At 62.9% G+C, this 13,412-nt stretch carries 17 protein-coding genes; 15 read left to right on the top strand and 2 right to left on the bottom strand.

Translation table 11 applies throughout. From position 1 onward, the window contains the following. Window positions 1-2: 2 nt before the first annotated feature. The 5 genes from motD to DNK10_RS14295 all read left to right on the top strand — a co-directional run bounded on the left by motD (window position 3) and on the right by DNK10_RS14295 (window position 3,602). Entirely contained in the window at window positions 3-875 is an 873-nt protein-coding gene (motD, locus tag DNK10_RS14315) for a flagellar motor protein MotD (RefSeq protein WP_131192038.1), read from the top strand. 52 nt (window positions 876-927) lie between these two features. Then, window positions 928-1,716: a ParA family protein gene (locus DNK10_RS14310; RefSeq protein ID WP_131192037.1), complete on the top strand. Its 789-nt coding sequence runs from the start codon at window positions 928-930 to the stop codon at window positions 1,714-1,716. A gap of 92 nt (window positions 1,717-1,808) precedes the next feature. Then, window positions 1,809-2,636 carry a CheW domain-containing protein gene (locus tag DNK10_RS14305; RefSeq protein WP_131192036.1) on the top strand — a complete coding sequence of 276 codons (828 nt, stop codon included), beginning with the start codon at window positions 1,809-1,811 and terminating at the stop codon, window positions 2,634-2,636. Between the two features lie 86 nt (window positions 2,637-2,722). Continuing rightward, a complete protein-coding gene (locus DNK10_RS14300; RefSeq protein WP_131192035.1) occupies window positions 2,723-3,202 on the top strand; it encodes a chemotaxis protein CheW in 480 nt (159 codons plus the stop codon). A 1-nt stretch (window position 3,203) separates the two neighbouring features. Next, a complete protein-coding gene (locus tag DNK10_RS14295) occupies window positions 3,204-3,602 on the top strand; it encodes a DUF2802 domain-containing protein (RefSeq protein ID WP_131192034.1) in 399 nt (132 codons plus the stop codon). Between the two features lie 119 nt (window positions 3,603-3,721). Here the strand turns inward: DNK10_RS14295 and DNK10_RS14290 are convergent, their stop codons facing one another. Beyond that, window positions 3,722-4,036: an EscU/YscU/HrcU family type III secretion system export apparatus switch protein gene (locus DNK10_RS14290; RefSeq protein ID WP_131192033.1), complete on the bottom strand. Its 315-nt coding sequence runs from the start codon at window positions 4,034-4,036 to the stop codon at window positions 3,722-3,724. After that, window positions 4,033-5,562: a flagellar hook-length control protein FliK gene (gene fliK, locus DNK10_RS14285; RefSeq protein WP_131192032.1), complete on the bottom strand. Its 1,530-nt coding sequence runs from the start codon at window positions 5,560-5,562 to the stop codon at window positions 4,033-4,035. The genes DNK10_RS14290 and fliK overlap by 4 nt, the downstream gene beginning before the upstream one ends. 131 nt (window positions 5,563-5,693) lie before the next feature. Here fliK and ccmA point away from each other — a divergent pair, with 131 nt between their 5' ends. From ccmA to DNK10_RS14235, 10 genes are all read left to right on the top strand, one after another. After that, window positions 5,694-6,329, top strand: a complete 636-nt coding sequence (gene ccmA / locus DNK10_RS14280) for a cytochrome c biogenesis heme-transporting ATPase CcmA (RefSeq protein ID WP_131192031.1) — start codon at window positions 5,694-5,696, stop codon at window positions 6,327-6,329. Continuing rightward, entirely contained in the window at window positions 6,326-6,997 is a 672-nt protein-coding gene (ccmB, locus tag DNK10_RS14275) for a heme exporter protein CcmB (RefSeq protein ID WP_131179009.1), read from the top strand. Before ccmA ends, ccmB begins: the two co-directional genes overlap by 4 nt. Window positions 6,998-7,066: 69 nt before the next feature. Beyond that, complete coding sequence (locus DNK10_RS14270; RefSeq protein ID WP_208738828.1) at window positions 7,067-7,825, top strand: heme ABC transporter permease; 759 nt, start codon at window positions 7,067-7,069, stop codon at window positions 7,823-7,825. After that, on the top strand, window positions 7,822-7,998 hold the full coding sequence (ccmD, locus tag DNK10_RS14265; RefSeq protein WP_131192029.1) for a heme exporter protein CcmD: 177 nt from the start codon (window positions 7,822-7,824) through the stop codon (window positions 7,996-7,998). Before DNK10_RS14270 ends, ccmD begins: the two co-directional genes overlap by 4 nt. Further along, the gene (gene ccmE, locus DNK10_RS14260) at window positions 7,995-8,459 is read left to right on the top strand and encodes a cytochrome c maturation protein CcmE (RefSeq protein ID WP_131179006.1); all 465 of its coding nucleotides are present in this window, start codon (window positions 7,995-7,997) and stop codon (window positions 8,457-8,459) included. Before ccmD ends, ccmE begins: the two co-directional genes overlap by 4 nt. Beyond that, the gene (locus DNK10_RS14255) at window positions 8,456-10,429 is read left to right on the top strand and encodes a heme lyase CcmF/NrfE family subunit (protein ID WP_131192028.1); all 1,974 of its coding nucleotides are present in this window, start codon (window positions 8,456-8,458) and stop codon (window positions 10,427-10,429) included. Before ccmE ends, DNK10_RS14255 begins: the two co-directional genes overlap by 4 nt. Continuing rightward, window positions 10,426-10,962: a DsbE family thiol:disulfide interchange protein gene (locus DNK10_RS14250; protein ID WP_131192027.1), complete on the top strand. Its 537-nt coding sequence runs from the start codon at window positions 10,426-10,428 to the stop codon at window positions 10,960-10,962. The genes DNK10_RS14255 and DNK10_RS14250 overlap by 4 nt, the downstream gene beginning before the upstream one ends. Next, complete coding sequence (locus DNK10_RS14245) at window positions 10,959-11,444, top strand: cytochrome c-type biogenesis protein (protein WP_131192026.1); 486 nt, start codon at window positions 10,959-10,961, stop codon at window positions 11,442-11,444. The genes DNK10_RS14250 and DNK10_RS14245 overlap by 4 nt, the downstream gene beginning before the upstream one ends. Further along, window positions 11,441-12,652, top strand: coding sequence for a c-type cytochrome biogenesis protein CcmI (gene ccmI / locus DNK10_RS14240; protein WP_131192025.1), 1,212 nt, complete (start codon window positions 11,441-11,443; stop codon window positions 12,650-12,652). Before DNK10_RS14245 ends, ccmI begins: the two co-directional genes overlap by 4 nt. Next, window positions 12,649-12,993 (top strand): hypothetical protein, encoded by a 345-nt coding sequence (locus DNK10_RS14235; protein ID WP_131179001.1) that lies wholly within the window; start codon window positions 12,649-12,651, stop codon window positions 12,991-12,993. Before ccmI ends, DNK10_RS14235 begins: the two co-directional genes overlap by 4 nt. Window positions 12,994-13,412 lie beyond the last annotated feature (419 nt).

The following is a 13,412-nucleotide window of genomic DNA, read 5'->3' as shown; positions in this document are numbered from 1 at the left end:
CCATGGCTCGCCGACGTCGCCTTGAGGAGCATGAGAATCACGAACGCTGGCTGGTGTCCTACGCGGACTTCATCACGCTGCTGTTCGCCTTCTTCGTGGTGATGTATTCGATTTCGTCGATCAACGAAGGCAAATACAAGATCCTCTCGGAAACCCTGACCGGCGTGTTCAACCAGCCGGATCGCGCCATCAAACCTATTCCCGTGGGGGATGAGCGGCCACGTACCAGCGAACCGGATCGTTCGATGGTGGACGAGGAATCTGCGCAGCAGATCGCCGCCTCGACCTTGCAGAGTATCGCCGACAACGTGCGTGATGCCTTCGGCGGCCTGCTGCAGAGCGATCAGCTCAAGGTGCGTGGCAACGAGCTGTGGATCGAGATCGAACTGAGCTCCGGCCTGCTGTTCCCCAGTGGCGATGCACTGCCGAATGATGCGGCCTTCGAGATCATCGAGAAAATTGCCAAGATTCTGGCTCCTTACGATAACCCCGTGCATGTGGAAGGCTTTACCGATAATCAGCCGATCAATACTGCGCAGTTCCCGACCAACTGGGAGCTGTCGACAGCACGTGCTGCCAGCATCGTGCGGATGCTGGCCATGGATGGCGTCGACCCGTCGCGGATGGCAGCCGTGGGGTATGGCGAATTTCAGCCGGTGGCCGACAACGCTACGGCAGAGGGCAGGGCGCATAACCGCCGCGTAGTGCTGGTGGTCTCGCGCAATCTCGATGTGCGGCGTAGTGTGAGTGGCGTGGGTAGTGCCAATGCCCAGCCCGATGCGGTGATGCAACGTGCTGGCACGCAACCTGCTTCAGCGCCTGCAGCACAGGCTCCAGCCAATGGTGCCGTCAATTCCCCGTCGCCTGCCCCATGAAGCGGGCACTCAGTCTCGGCCAGGCGCAGCCTGTTCCGGGAGGATGAAGAGTATGAGAGTTTGGGCTGTAGCCAATCAGAAAGGCGGTGTGGGTAAGACCACCTCGTCCATCGCCCTTGCAGGTCTGCTGGCCGATGCTGGCAAACGTGTGGTGGTGGTCGATCTCGACCCGCACGGATCGATGACCAGCTATTTCGGTCATGACCCCGATAGCCTCGAACACAGCGTCTTCGATCTGTTCCTGCATCAGGGCGGCGTGCCTCAGGGCCTGCCACAGCAGTTGTTGCTGCCGACCAGCCACGAACGTATTTCCCTGCTGCCGTCGAGCACTGCACTGGCCACGCTGGAGCGCCAGTCTCCGGGGAAGAATGGCCTCGGCCTGGTGGTCGCCAAGAGCCTGGCGCAGTTGTGGCAGGACTTCGACCATGCGGTGATCGACAGCCCACCGCTGCTCGGTGTGCTGATGGTCAACGCCCTGGCCGCCAGCCAGCAGTTGGTGATCCCGGTGCAGACCGAGTTTCTCGCCGTGAAAGGCCTGGAGCGCATGGTCAGCACCTTGGCGATGATCAACCGTTCGCGCAAGCAGGCCTTGCCTTACACCATCGTGCCGACCCTGTTCGACCGCCGTACCCAGGCCTCGATGTCCACGTTGCGGCTGCTCAAGAGCAGCTATCCCGAGCACCTCTGGCAAGCCTACATTCCAGTGGATACCCGGTTGCGTGACGCCAGCCGGGCAGGGCTGACGCCTTCGCGGTTCGATGGCAATAGCCGCGGCACCATCGCCTATCGCGCGTTGCTCAAGCATTTGCTGGCGCAGCACCCTGCCTCCCAGGTGGCCTGATCGGTAATGGCTGGTTATTCTGCGCAAACTCGCTCAAGTCTGCCGCCACTGCGGCCGATAGCTCATACAGGTCTCCATTTCGGGTTGCATTCATGAGTCGTTCCATCGGCACTGCCACACGGCCCCAACTGGCGCTGCAGTCCTACCTTGACGGGTTGCTGCAGGACGCCGCGGTCGAGCTCGAACAGGAGTTGGCCGAAAGCAGCCTCGATGAGTTCGAGTCTGCCGTGCTCGAGGAGCAGATCCGTGATGCCCAGTTGGCGCCGCGTGCCGAGCCCGCGCCGCTGACGTTGGTGCAGCCCGTGGCTGAGGTGGTCATCGAGCCGGTCGTGGAGGCCTTGTCTGCGCTGATCGTCGAACCGATTGCCATGCCGCCGGTAGTCGAATCTGTGGCCGAGGTGCATCGTCCGGCGCCACAGATCGCCTCCGTACTGGCCGACGGTCGTCCCGAGTGGGCGCAGGAGCCTTTCGAGTGCCTGCTGTTCGATGTCGCCGGTCTGACGCTGGCCGTGCCGCTGGTGTGCCTGGGCTCGATCTATCCGCTGGCCGGGCAGGAACTGACCCCTTTGTTTGGCCAGCCGGATTGGTTTCTCGGCATACTGCCATCACAATCCGGCAACCTGAAGGTGCTCGACACCGCGCGCTGGGTCATGCCGGACCGTTACCGGGACGATTTCCGCCAGGGGCTGCAGTACGTGATTTCCGTTCAGGGCTACGAATGGGGGCTGGCCGTTCACCAAGTCAGTCGCTCGATTCGTCTGCATCCGGACGAGATCAAGTGGCGTAGCCAGCGTGCTCAGCGGCCTTGGCTGGCGGGTACGGTGATCGAGCACATGTGCGCGCTGCTGGACGTCGCCGCACTGGCGGAGTTGATCGCCAGCGGCGCGACCAGGCGCATGGGTAACGGACAGGTACACTGATTACTGGGCGCACGGTCGCACGTGCGCCCAATTGAATAGCGGGACTCCCGCACACCGCCACGCGCGGTCAATGATGAGGCTAGGCCATGAAGAAAAGCTCTGCACAAGGCGCTGAAGATCCGATCCTGCAGTGGGTCACGTTCCGTCTCGACAACGAAAGCTACGGCATCAACGTGATGCAGGTGCAGGAAGTCCTGCGCTACACGGAAATCGCCCCGGTACCGGGTGCGCCGAGCTATGTGCTGGGTATCATCAACCTGCGCGGGAACGTGGTCACCGTGATCGATACGCGCCAGCGTTTCGGCCTGGATTATTCCGACGTGACCGACAACACCCGCATCGTCATCATCGAGGCGGACAAGCAGGTGGTGGGCATTCTGGTCGACAGCGTTGCCGAAGTGGTTTATCTGCGGCAGTCCGAAGTGGAAACCGCGCCGAATGTCGGTAACGACGAATCGGCCAAGTTCATCCAGGGCGTGTGCAACAAGAATGGCGAGCTGCTGATCCTGGTCGAGCTGGACAAGATGATGACCGAAGAAGAATGGTCGGAGCTGGAGAGCATCTGAGGTGCTTGAAGCCGCACTCATCGTTCTTGCCCTGGTCTGCGTCGGGCTGGTGACCACCTGCGTCTGGCTCGCAGGGCGCTTGCGCCTGGCCAGTCAGCTGCAGGCCGAGCGCGATGCTCAACGTGACCAGCGCATTCGGGAGCTGGGCAAGCGTCTGGATACCTACCTGACCGGCAGTATCCGCATGGGCGAGGAGCTCCACGAGCTACGCCGCACCGTTGCGCCACTGCCGGATAAAGTGATGCAGATCGAGCAGCGTGACCCCTCCAGCCTGTCCTTCACCCAGGCCGCTCGGCTGGTGGGCATGGGCGCCAGCGCCGAGGATCTGACCCATTCCTGTGGCCTGAGCAAGGCCGAGGCAGAGCTGGTCGCCAAGCTGCACCAGAAGAGCAAGCTATAAGCTTCAAGCTTCAAGCCAAAAGCCAAAAGCCAAAAGCCAAAAGCCAAAAGCCAAAAGCCAAAAGCCAATTCCCTCTGTATACGACCGTTTGCTTGCCGCTTGAGGCTTGCAGCTTGCAGCTAATTCAGCAGCAGCGGCCCGTCCTTCGGCTTGCCGCGTGGATCGAATCCTGGCGGGTATTTGCCCTTGAGGTACCAGGCGAAGGCGATGATTTCAGCGATGCAGCGATACAGTTGCTCGGGAATCGCTTCGCCCAGTTCCAGGCGCGCCAGCAAACGTACCAGCTCGGCGTTCTCGTAGATCGGCACATCGTGGGCGCGGGCAATGGCGAGTATCGTCTCGGCCAGTTCGTCATCGCCTTTGGCACTGAGGTTGGGGGCGTTCTGGCCATCGTAGGTGAGGGCAATGGCCTGGCGTGGGGTTTTATGGCTCATGCGGTTTCGTCGACCCAGCGCTGTTCCAGTGAAGTTTTCGGCCCTTGTGGCGGGATACCCTGGCTACAGGCCAGATCGCCGACGGTAAGACCCGCCGCCACCAGGCGTTCACGCAGGTTGCCCAGCTCCCGGTCGATCAGCCCTGCGGTGCTGGCACGTTCGGCCCAGAGTTGGCTGGACAGGGTGCCCTGCGCCAGTTGTGCCTGCACCTGCAGCGGCCCCAGGGGATCCAGATCGAAAGCCAGGTCGATACGCCAGAGCGCTTCCTTGCCGTCCTGCTTGGCGGACGGTGCGGGTTCTTCGTGCTGGATTTTCACCTGCAGAGGCACCAGCTCATGCTGATTGCGCATGGGCACTTCCATCTGCCAGGTCGTCAGCAGGGCACCGTCCGGCCCGGTCTGGCTCTGAGCCAGGCTGGACAACTGGTGAGTCTGCAAGCGAGAGATGGCGGCGGCGGCGAGCTTGAGTAGCGTTTCCAGATCGGCCTCCCCATCCATGGCTTGCAGCAGGCGGCTGGGCAGGGGAAAGCTCATGGCCTGTTGGCGACCGCTGCTCTGGCCGATATTGCCGAGAATGTTGCGGGCGAAGGCGGGTAACGCCTGAGTCATTGCGCTGGCAGTCGCGGCGGCCAGGGGCGCGGCACCGGGCAGCAACGGCAGCAGTTGGCTGACCAGGCGCAGCAGGTTGGCCTTCATGTCGGTACTCAGTGCGCCGGTTTGGCCACCCAGCAATTTGCTCTCGAGAAACAGGCCGCTGTTTTCCAGCGCTTGCATCAGCCCTTTGCCGCTACTCATCTGCTCGCCGCTAGGCAGGCCGCCGAGCAGTTTGTCGATGCTGCCGCGCAGGCCGTCGGGCAGATTGCCCATTCCCTGCAGCGCTGACAGCAAGCCTTCCAGTGAGCCCTGGCGGCTCTGCTGTGTGCCAAGTTGCTGGAGCAGCGCCAACTGATCGAGCCGCCCGCTGAGCGGCAGGAAGGCGAGCGATTGATCGCCCTGTACGCGCGCGCTGAGCAGGCTGCCGAGAGGCAGGTCGAGGTTGGTTTCCAGGCTCAACTTGCTGCCGGCCAGAGAGGTGTTGAGCAGGTTCACCAGAACCTTGTAGACGGTCTGCGACGCCTGAGCGGGTAACGCCTCGCGGGAGATGACCTTGCCCTGCAGCAGGGTGCCGACGGGTAATTGTTCGAGGTCGATACTGGTCAGCGGTTTGTTGCCGCCAGCCAGAACCGCCAGGGAGAGGCGCGATTCCGACAGCGCCGTGACCGCCAGCGCCGTGCCCTGGGCGATGGCTTGCGGGCTGCTGGCCTGGAGCGTAGCCTGGCGACCGTTTTCCAGGGTCACGCGCAGCAGCAGCTGAAAGTTCTGCGCGACCTCCTTGAGAGCCAGCACTTCTGCCTTGGCGCTCTCGCCGCTGGCCATCAGGCCATCGAGGGGCTGCAGAAGCTTCACCGCCAGATCGGCGGCATTGGCTTGTGGCCTGCTGGTGGGGGGCGGTGCGGCAATAGGACGCGAACCACTGATCTCGGTCATTAAGTCACATACTCTGTAGCCATAAGCACACTGCTGGTGGGCTTATTGGGCATGTATAATTCCGGCCACTCCGAACGTCCGCATCATTATAGCGGCCACAATCGTCTCGACTTGAACCAGGTGTCCGCGCTGTGAGCAGTCCTTTTCTCGAAGCCATGGCTCTCTCCTGCGAACGGGATTGGCGTCTGCTGTTCGAGAACCTCGATATCCATCTGGACGTGGGGCAGATGCTGCAGGTATCCGGCCCCAACGGCAGCGGCAAGACCAGCCTGCTGCGCGTGCTCGCCGGATTGAGACAACCCACTTCCGGGCAAATTCGCCTCAAGGGCCAGCCGCTGGCCAGCCGCAGCGGCGATCTGGCCAGTGATCTGCTGTGGATCGGCCATGCCGCTGGCATCAAGAGTTTGCTGAGTGCCGAGGAAAATCTCGCCTGGTTGTGCGCCCTGCATCGGCCGGCGAACCGCGAGCAAATCTGGCAGGCCCTGGAGGCTGTGGGGTTGCGCGGTTTCGAGGATGTACCCTGTCACACCCTCTCGGCCGGCCAGCAACGCCGCGTGGCACTGGCTCGGCTCTACCTGGACAGCCCGCCCTTGTGGATTCTCGACGAGCCTTTCACCGCCCTGGACAAGCATGCCGTCAGCCAACTGGAAGACCATCTGGCCACGCACTGCAGCCAGGGTGGCCTGGTGATCCTGACCACGCACCATACGTTGAGGCGCCTGCCGGATGGTTACCGCGATCTTGATCTGGGACAGCATGCCGGATGAATAGCGTATTTATGCTGCTGGTCGTGCGCGAGGCGCGCCTGTTGTGTCGGCGCCCTGCAGAACTGGCCAACCCACTGGTGTTTTTCGCTATCGTCATCGCCCTGTTTCCGCTGGCCGTCGGGCCGCAAACGCAACTGCTGCAAAGCCTCTCGCCTGGCCTGGTGTGGGTAGCGGCCTTGCTGGCGGTGCTGCTGTCCCTCGACGGGCTGTTTCGCAGCGACTTCGAAGATGGCTCTCTCGAACAGTGGGTGCTTTCCTCGCACCCTCTGCCACTTCTGGTATTGGCCAAGGTGTCGGCACACTGGCTGTTTTCCGGCCTGGCCCTGGTGCTGCTGTCGCCTTTGCTGGCATTGATGCTCGGGCTACCGGGGCGTTGTCTGCCGGTGCTGCTCGCGTCCTTGCTGCTCGGTACGCCCATCCTCAGTCTGCTTGGCGCTGTCGGCGCCGCCCTTACCGTGGGGCTCAAGCGCGGCGGGCTGTTGCTGGCACTGCTTATTTTGCCGTTGTATATCCCGGTGCTGATTCTGGGTAGCGGGGCCTTGCAGGCGAGTCTGCAAGGGCTGCCGGTAGTTGGCCATCTGCTGTGGCTGGCCAGTCTCACCGCACTGGCGGTAACCCTGACGCCATTCGCCATTGCCGCCGGCCTGACCATCAGTGTCGGCGAATGATTCAACCGTGCTCCCGAGGACGGCCGCCGATTCCGGCTCTGGCCCTTGCCTCGAAGAATGATGAGTGACCTGATGAATTGGACATGGTTTCACAAGTTGGGCTCGCCCAAATGGTTCTATGAAATCAGTGGTCGCTGGCTGCCCGGGCTGGCGATCGCCGCCGTCGTGTTGCTGGTCGTTGGCACGCTCTGGGGGCTGGCGTTCGCGCCGCCGGACTACCAGCAGGGTAACAGTTTCCGGATCATCTACATCCACGTGCCGGCCGCCTTCCTGGCTCAGTCGATCTACGTGATGCTCGCCGTGGCCGGTGTGGTCGGCCTGGTGTGGAAGATGAAACTGGCCGATGTCGCCCTGCAACAGGCCGCGCCCGTCGGCGCCTGGATGACCGCCATCGCACTGATCAGCGGAGCGATATGGGGCAAACCGACCTGGGGTACTTACTGGATCTGGGATGCGCGTCTGACTTCGATGCTGATCCTGCTGTTCCTGTATTTCGGTGTGATCGCCCTCGGCCAGGCGATCAGCAATCGCGACAGCGCCGCCAAGGCCTGCGCGGTGCTGGCGGTAGTCGGGGTGATCAATATCCCGATCATCAAATATTCGGTGGAGTGGTGGAACACCCTGCACCAGCCCGCCACCTTCAGCGTCATCGACAAACCGGCGATGCCCATGCAGATGTGGCTGCCGCTGCTGATCATGGTGCTGGGCTTCTACTGCTTCTTCGCCGCCGTGCTGCTGATGCGCATGCGCCTCGAAGTGCTGCGCCGGGAAGCGCGCAGTAGCTGGGTGAAGGCCGAGATTCGCGCTCAGGTGGAGGGCAAACGATGAGTTTCGCGTCATTCGCCGACTTTCTCGCCATGGGCACCCACGGCCCCTATGTCTGGTCGGCCTATGCCATTTGCCTGGCTGTACTGGTGCTGAACGTGGTGTTGCCGCTGCGTGCACGGCGCCGCCATCTGCAGGATGAGGCGCGTCGTATGCGCCGGGAGGAATCACGTTGAACGCTGTTCGCAAGAAGCGCCTGTTCATCGTTCTGGCGATTGTTGTCGGGGTCGGTATCGCTGTGGCACTGGCCTTGAGTGCACTGCAGCAGAACATCAATCTGTTCTATACCCCAACCCAGATCGCCAATGGCGAAGCGCCGGTGGATACCCGTATTCGCGCCGGCGGCCTGGTGGAGAAGGGCTCGGTGAAACGCTCCAGCGATTCCCTGCAGACCGACTTCGTGGTCACCGACGGCGTGGCGAGGGTGACCATTCGCTTTCACGGCATCCTGCCGGATCTGTTTCGCGAGGGGCAGGGCATCGTCGCCATGGGCAAGGTCGAGGGCAGCGGCATCCTGCTCGCCGACGAAGTCCTGGCCAAGCACGATGAAAACTACATGCCGCCAGAGGTCAAGCAGGCCCTGGAACAGAGTGGCATGAACAAGCACTACGAGAAGGCCGGGGAGGCCGCGCAATGATTCCCGAACTCGGCCATCTGGCGATGATCCTGGCCCTGTGCCTGGCCCTGGTGCAGGCGACCCTGCCATTGATCGGCGCCTGGCGCGGCGACCGGCAGTGGATGAGCCTGGCACAACCCGCGGCGTGGGGGCAGTTCGCTTTTCTGTCGTTCGCTTTCGCTTGCCTCACCTATGCCTTTATGACTGACGATTTTTCCGTGGCCTATGTGGCGCAGAACTCCAACACGGCGCTGCCCTGGTATTACAAGTTCAGCGCCGTATGGGGCGCCCACGAGGGCTCGCTGCTGCTCTGGGCGCTGATCCTGGGCGGCTGGACGTTCGCCGTGGCGATCTTCTCCCGGCAGTTGCCCGAAGAGATGCTCGCCCGGGTGCTGGGCGTGATGGGCATCATCAGCGTCGGTTTTCTGCTGTTCCTGATCATCACCTCCAACCCATTCGCCCGCCTGCTGCCGAACGTGCCGGCCGACGGGCGCGACCTCAACCCGTTGCTGCAGGATTTCGGCCTGATCATCCATCCGCCGATGCTGTACATGGGGTATGTGGGCTTCTCCGTGGCCTTCGCTTTCGCCATTGCCGCACTGCTCGGCGGCAAGCTGGACGCTGCCTGGGCACGCTGGTCGCGGCCCTGGACCATCATCGCCTGGGCGTTTCTCGGCATCGGTATCGCCCTGGGCTCCTGGTGGGCCTACTACGAACTGGGCTGGGGAGGCTGGTGGTTCTGGGATCCGGTGGAAAACGCCTCGTTCATGCCCTGGCTGGTCGGCACGGCGCTGATCCATTCCCTCGCCGTGACCGAGAAGCGCGGGGTATTCAAGAGCTGGACGGTATTGCTCGCCATCGCCGCGTTCTCCCTGAGCCTGCTGGGTACCTTCCTGGTTCGTTCCGGGGTGCTGACCTCGGTGCACGCGTTCGCCAGCGACCCGGAGCGCGGGGTGTTCATCCTGGCCTTCCTGCTGCTGGTGGTCGGCGGCTCGCTGACCCTGTTCGCCCTGCGTGCGCCGGTGGTGCGCAGCCAGGTCGGCTTCGGCTTGTGGTCGCGGGAAACCCTGCTGCTGACCAATAACCTGATTCTGGTGGTGGCGGCCTCGATGATTCTGCTCGGCACCCTCTATCCGCTGGTACTGGATGCCTTGAGCGGCGCCAAACTGTCGGTCGGTCCGCCTTATTTCAATGCGTTGTTCGTCCCGCTGATGGGCTTGTTGATGGCGGTGCTCGCCGTTGGCGTGCTAGTGCGCTGGAAGGACACACCGCTGCGCTGGCTGCTCGGCATGCTCGCACCGGTGCTGGTCGCCAGTGTGGTACTGGCGTTGCTGGCCAGTTGGTTGTGGGGCGATTTCCACTGGGCGGTACTGGGCGTTTGCCTGTTGGCCGCATGGGTGACCCTGGCCGGGCTGCGCGACATCCAGGACAAGACCCGTCACAAGGGCTTGTTCAAAGGAATGGCCAGCCTCGGCCGCAGTTACTGGGGCATGCAGCTGGCTCACCTGGGCCTGGCGGTCTGTGCGCTGGGGGTGATCCTGACCAGCCTCGGCAGCTTCGAGCGCGACATGCGCATGGCACCGGGCGATGCCGTGGAGCTGGGCGGCTACCGATTCGTGTTCGAAGGCGCGGCGCATCATGAAGGGCCGAACTTCATTTCCGACCGCGGTACGGTGCGCGTCTTCGAAGGGGAGCGGCAGATTGCCGTGCTGCACCCGGAAAAACGCCTGTACACCGTGCAGCAATCGGTGATGACCGAAGCGGGCATCGACGCCGGGCTGACCCGCGACCTGTTCGTCGCCCTCGGCGAGCCGCTGGAGCAGGGCGCCTGGGCCGTGCGTGTGCATATCAAGCCCTTCGTCCGCTGGATCTGGCTGGGCGCACTGATGATGGGCTTCGGCGGCTTTCTCGCCGCTGCCGACAAGCGCTATCGGATGAAGGTCAAGACCCGCGTGCGTGACGCGCTGGGCATGCAGGAGGCACGCGCATGAGACGGCTGATCCTGCTGCTACCGCTGCTGATCTTTCTGGGTGTGGCGGTATTCCTCTATCGCGGTCTGTTTCTCGACCCCGCCGAACTGCCGTCGGCGCTGATCGATAAACCCTTTCCGGCATTCTCGCTGCCGGCAGTGGAGGGCGACCAATTGATCACCCAGGAAAACCTGCTGGGCAAGCCCTCGCTGGTCAACGTCTGGGCCACCTGGTGCGTCGCCTGTCGTGTCGAGCATCCGGTGTTGAACAAGCTGGCCTCCATGGGTGTGAACATCCATGGCGTCAACTACAAGGACGACAACGCTGCCGCGCAGAAATGGCTGAACGATTTCCACGATCCTTATCAGCTCAATATCAGCGACCCCAAGGGCACGCTGGGCCTTGATCTGGGCGTGTATGGAGCGCCGGAAACCTTCTTCGTCGATGCCAAGGGCATCATCCGCCACAAGTTCGTCGGGGTGATCGACGAGGCGATCTGGCGTGAGAAGCTCGCCCCGCTGTACCAGCAAATGGTCGACGAGGCGGGGCAATGAATCGTCTGATTACGGGGTTGATTTTGCTGCTGGCCCTGGGCGGTGTGGCCCAGGCGGCCATCGACACCTACGAATTCGCCAGCGAGGCCGAGCGTGCTCGCTACCGCCAGCTCACCGAAGAACTGCGCTGCCCGAAATGCCAGAACCAGAACATCGCCGACTCCGATGCGCCGATTGCCATGGATCTGCGCGCCGAGATCTACCGCATGCTCGAGGCGGGCGACAGCAATGCGGAGATCATCGATTACCTGGTCGCTCGTTATGGCGATTTCGTGCTCTACAAGCCGCCGGTCACACACCGTACCCTGTTGCTCTGGTATGGCCCGGCGGCCCTTCTGGTCGGCGGTTTCGTGCTGCTCGGAGTGATCGTCCTGCGTCGCTGCAAGGCTGGTGTGGAGGTCTCCACGGGATTGTCGAGCGATGAACAGCAACGTCTGGCGCAACTGCTGAAGCAGGCGCCTCTGGATAAGAAAGACCCATGATCGAATTCTGGTTGTCCGCCGGCCTGCTGTGTCTGGTCGCCGTGAGTTTTCTGCTGATTCCGCTGCTACGCGGGCGCAAGGTTCAGGCCGAAGAGGATCGCACCGCCCTGAACGTCACCCTTTACCAAGAACGCCTGCATGAGCTGGAACACCAGCATCAGGCCGGCACGCTGGACGGCGCCCAACTGCAGGCGGCGCGTGACGAAGCTGCACGTGAGCTGCTCGCCGATACCGAAGGCAGCGGTGAGGCGAAAGCTGGCCGCCGGTTGGGGCGCACGGTGCCACTGATCGTGGTGTTATCGATTCCGCTGGTCAGCGTGCTGCTTTATTCGCAATGGGGCGCTATTGAGGACGTTCAGCGCGCCCGCACCTTCACGGGCGAGCCGCGTAGCATCGAGGAAATGACCGCGCGCCTGGAGCAGGCCGTGCAAGGCAACCCGGAATCACCCGAAGGGTGGTATTTCCTGGGTCGCAGCTACATGGCTCAGGAGCGCCCGGCAGACGCAGCGAGAGCCTTCGAACAGGCGGTGAAGGTAGCCGGCCGCGAGCCTGAACTGCTCGGCCAGTGGGCCCAGGCCCTGTATTTTGCCGGTGACAAACAGTGGACGGCGCAACTGGATACCCTGACGGGCGAAGCCCTGCAGGCCGACCCGGAAGAAGTCACCAGCCTTGGCCTGCTGGGTATCGCCGCCTATGAGGAACAGCGTTTTCAGGATGCCATCGGCTACTGGGAGCGCCTCGTCGCCGTGTTGCCCGAGGGTGATCCCTCCCGCCAGGCAATCGCTGGAGGCATCGCCCGGGCCCGTCAGGAAATCGACCCGCAAGCCGGTGGCGCTGCCGCTGCGCAGACGCCGGAAATCGGCAGCCTGCAGGTGCGTGTCGAGTTGGCGGATGCGCTGCGTGACAAGGTGCAGCCGGGCGACACCGTGTTCGTCTTCGCCCGCGCCGCGTCCGGGCCGCCCATGCCGCTGGCGGTCAAGCGCCTCACTGTGGCTGACCTGCCTGCGCAGGTCAGCCTGTCGGACAGTGACGCGATGATGCCGGAACTGAAACTTTCCGCGTTCGAGCAGGTTCAACTGGTGGCGCGCATTTCGCGTGCCGGCGATGCGAAAAGCGGCGAGTGGATCGGCCAGGGGCAACCGTTGGCCAATACCACCCAAACCGTGCAACGCCTGATCATCGATAGCGCTGACGGCAAACAACCATGAATAGACTGATGTCGGCTGCCCTGACAGCTACCCTGTTGAGCCTCGCCGGCTGTACCTTGCACAGCCCCGCGCCAGGCACCGATGGCCCCGCTGCACCCCCCGGCTCGCCGCCGGTGAGCAAATCCCACCCACGCTTCGCGCCGCCACCGGGCGTTTCCAGCCACTGGGATGGCGGCCTGGGGGTCTATGTCGTCGATGCCGAGCAGGATACCTATTACCGCGAACGCACCTTCTACCGCTGGAGCGACGGTTGGCGCTGGGCGGGAACCCTGCAAGGCCCATGGCAACCCGTGGACAGCAGCGGCGTACCGCCAGCGCTGTATCGCCATCACGCGCAGTGAGTGTCGTGCCACCGAGGTTGGGCTCTTGTGGAACCGTGGGTTGGATCGGGGCGCGTAGCCTGGCGAAGCGTAATACGACGCCTCGCAGACATACCTGATACTGGGCACACCACGCATGTTCGATGGGAGCATTCGGCGTATTACGCCTTCGGCTACGCCCTACGAACTTTGAACATTCAGCTACCATTGGCGTTGAATGGCTTGGTGGGTCGGTGAAGCGTGACCCACCCTACATCCAGGATTTTCGCCTCACGTAGGGGGGGCGGAGCGCGTAGCTGACGCCTTTTTCATCCATCCTGGGCGTGGTGGCCGTCCGGGCTGACAAGCTTCGCGTTGCCCACTGTTCGTATCAGATATGTAGGATGGATTAGCGGAGCGTAATCCGTCTTTTACCGCGAATCTGCTGTATCCGCTGAGAT

The organism is Phytopseudomonas daroniae, from assembly GCF_004327275.1.
GTDB lineage: Bacteria > Pseudomonadota > Gammaproteobacteria > Pseudomonadales > Pseudomonadaceae > Aquipseudomonas > Aquipseudomonas daroniae.
The sequence above is the reverse complement of the archived record's forward strand: the minus strand, read 5'-3'. Positions and strand labels throughout refer to the sequence as shown.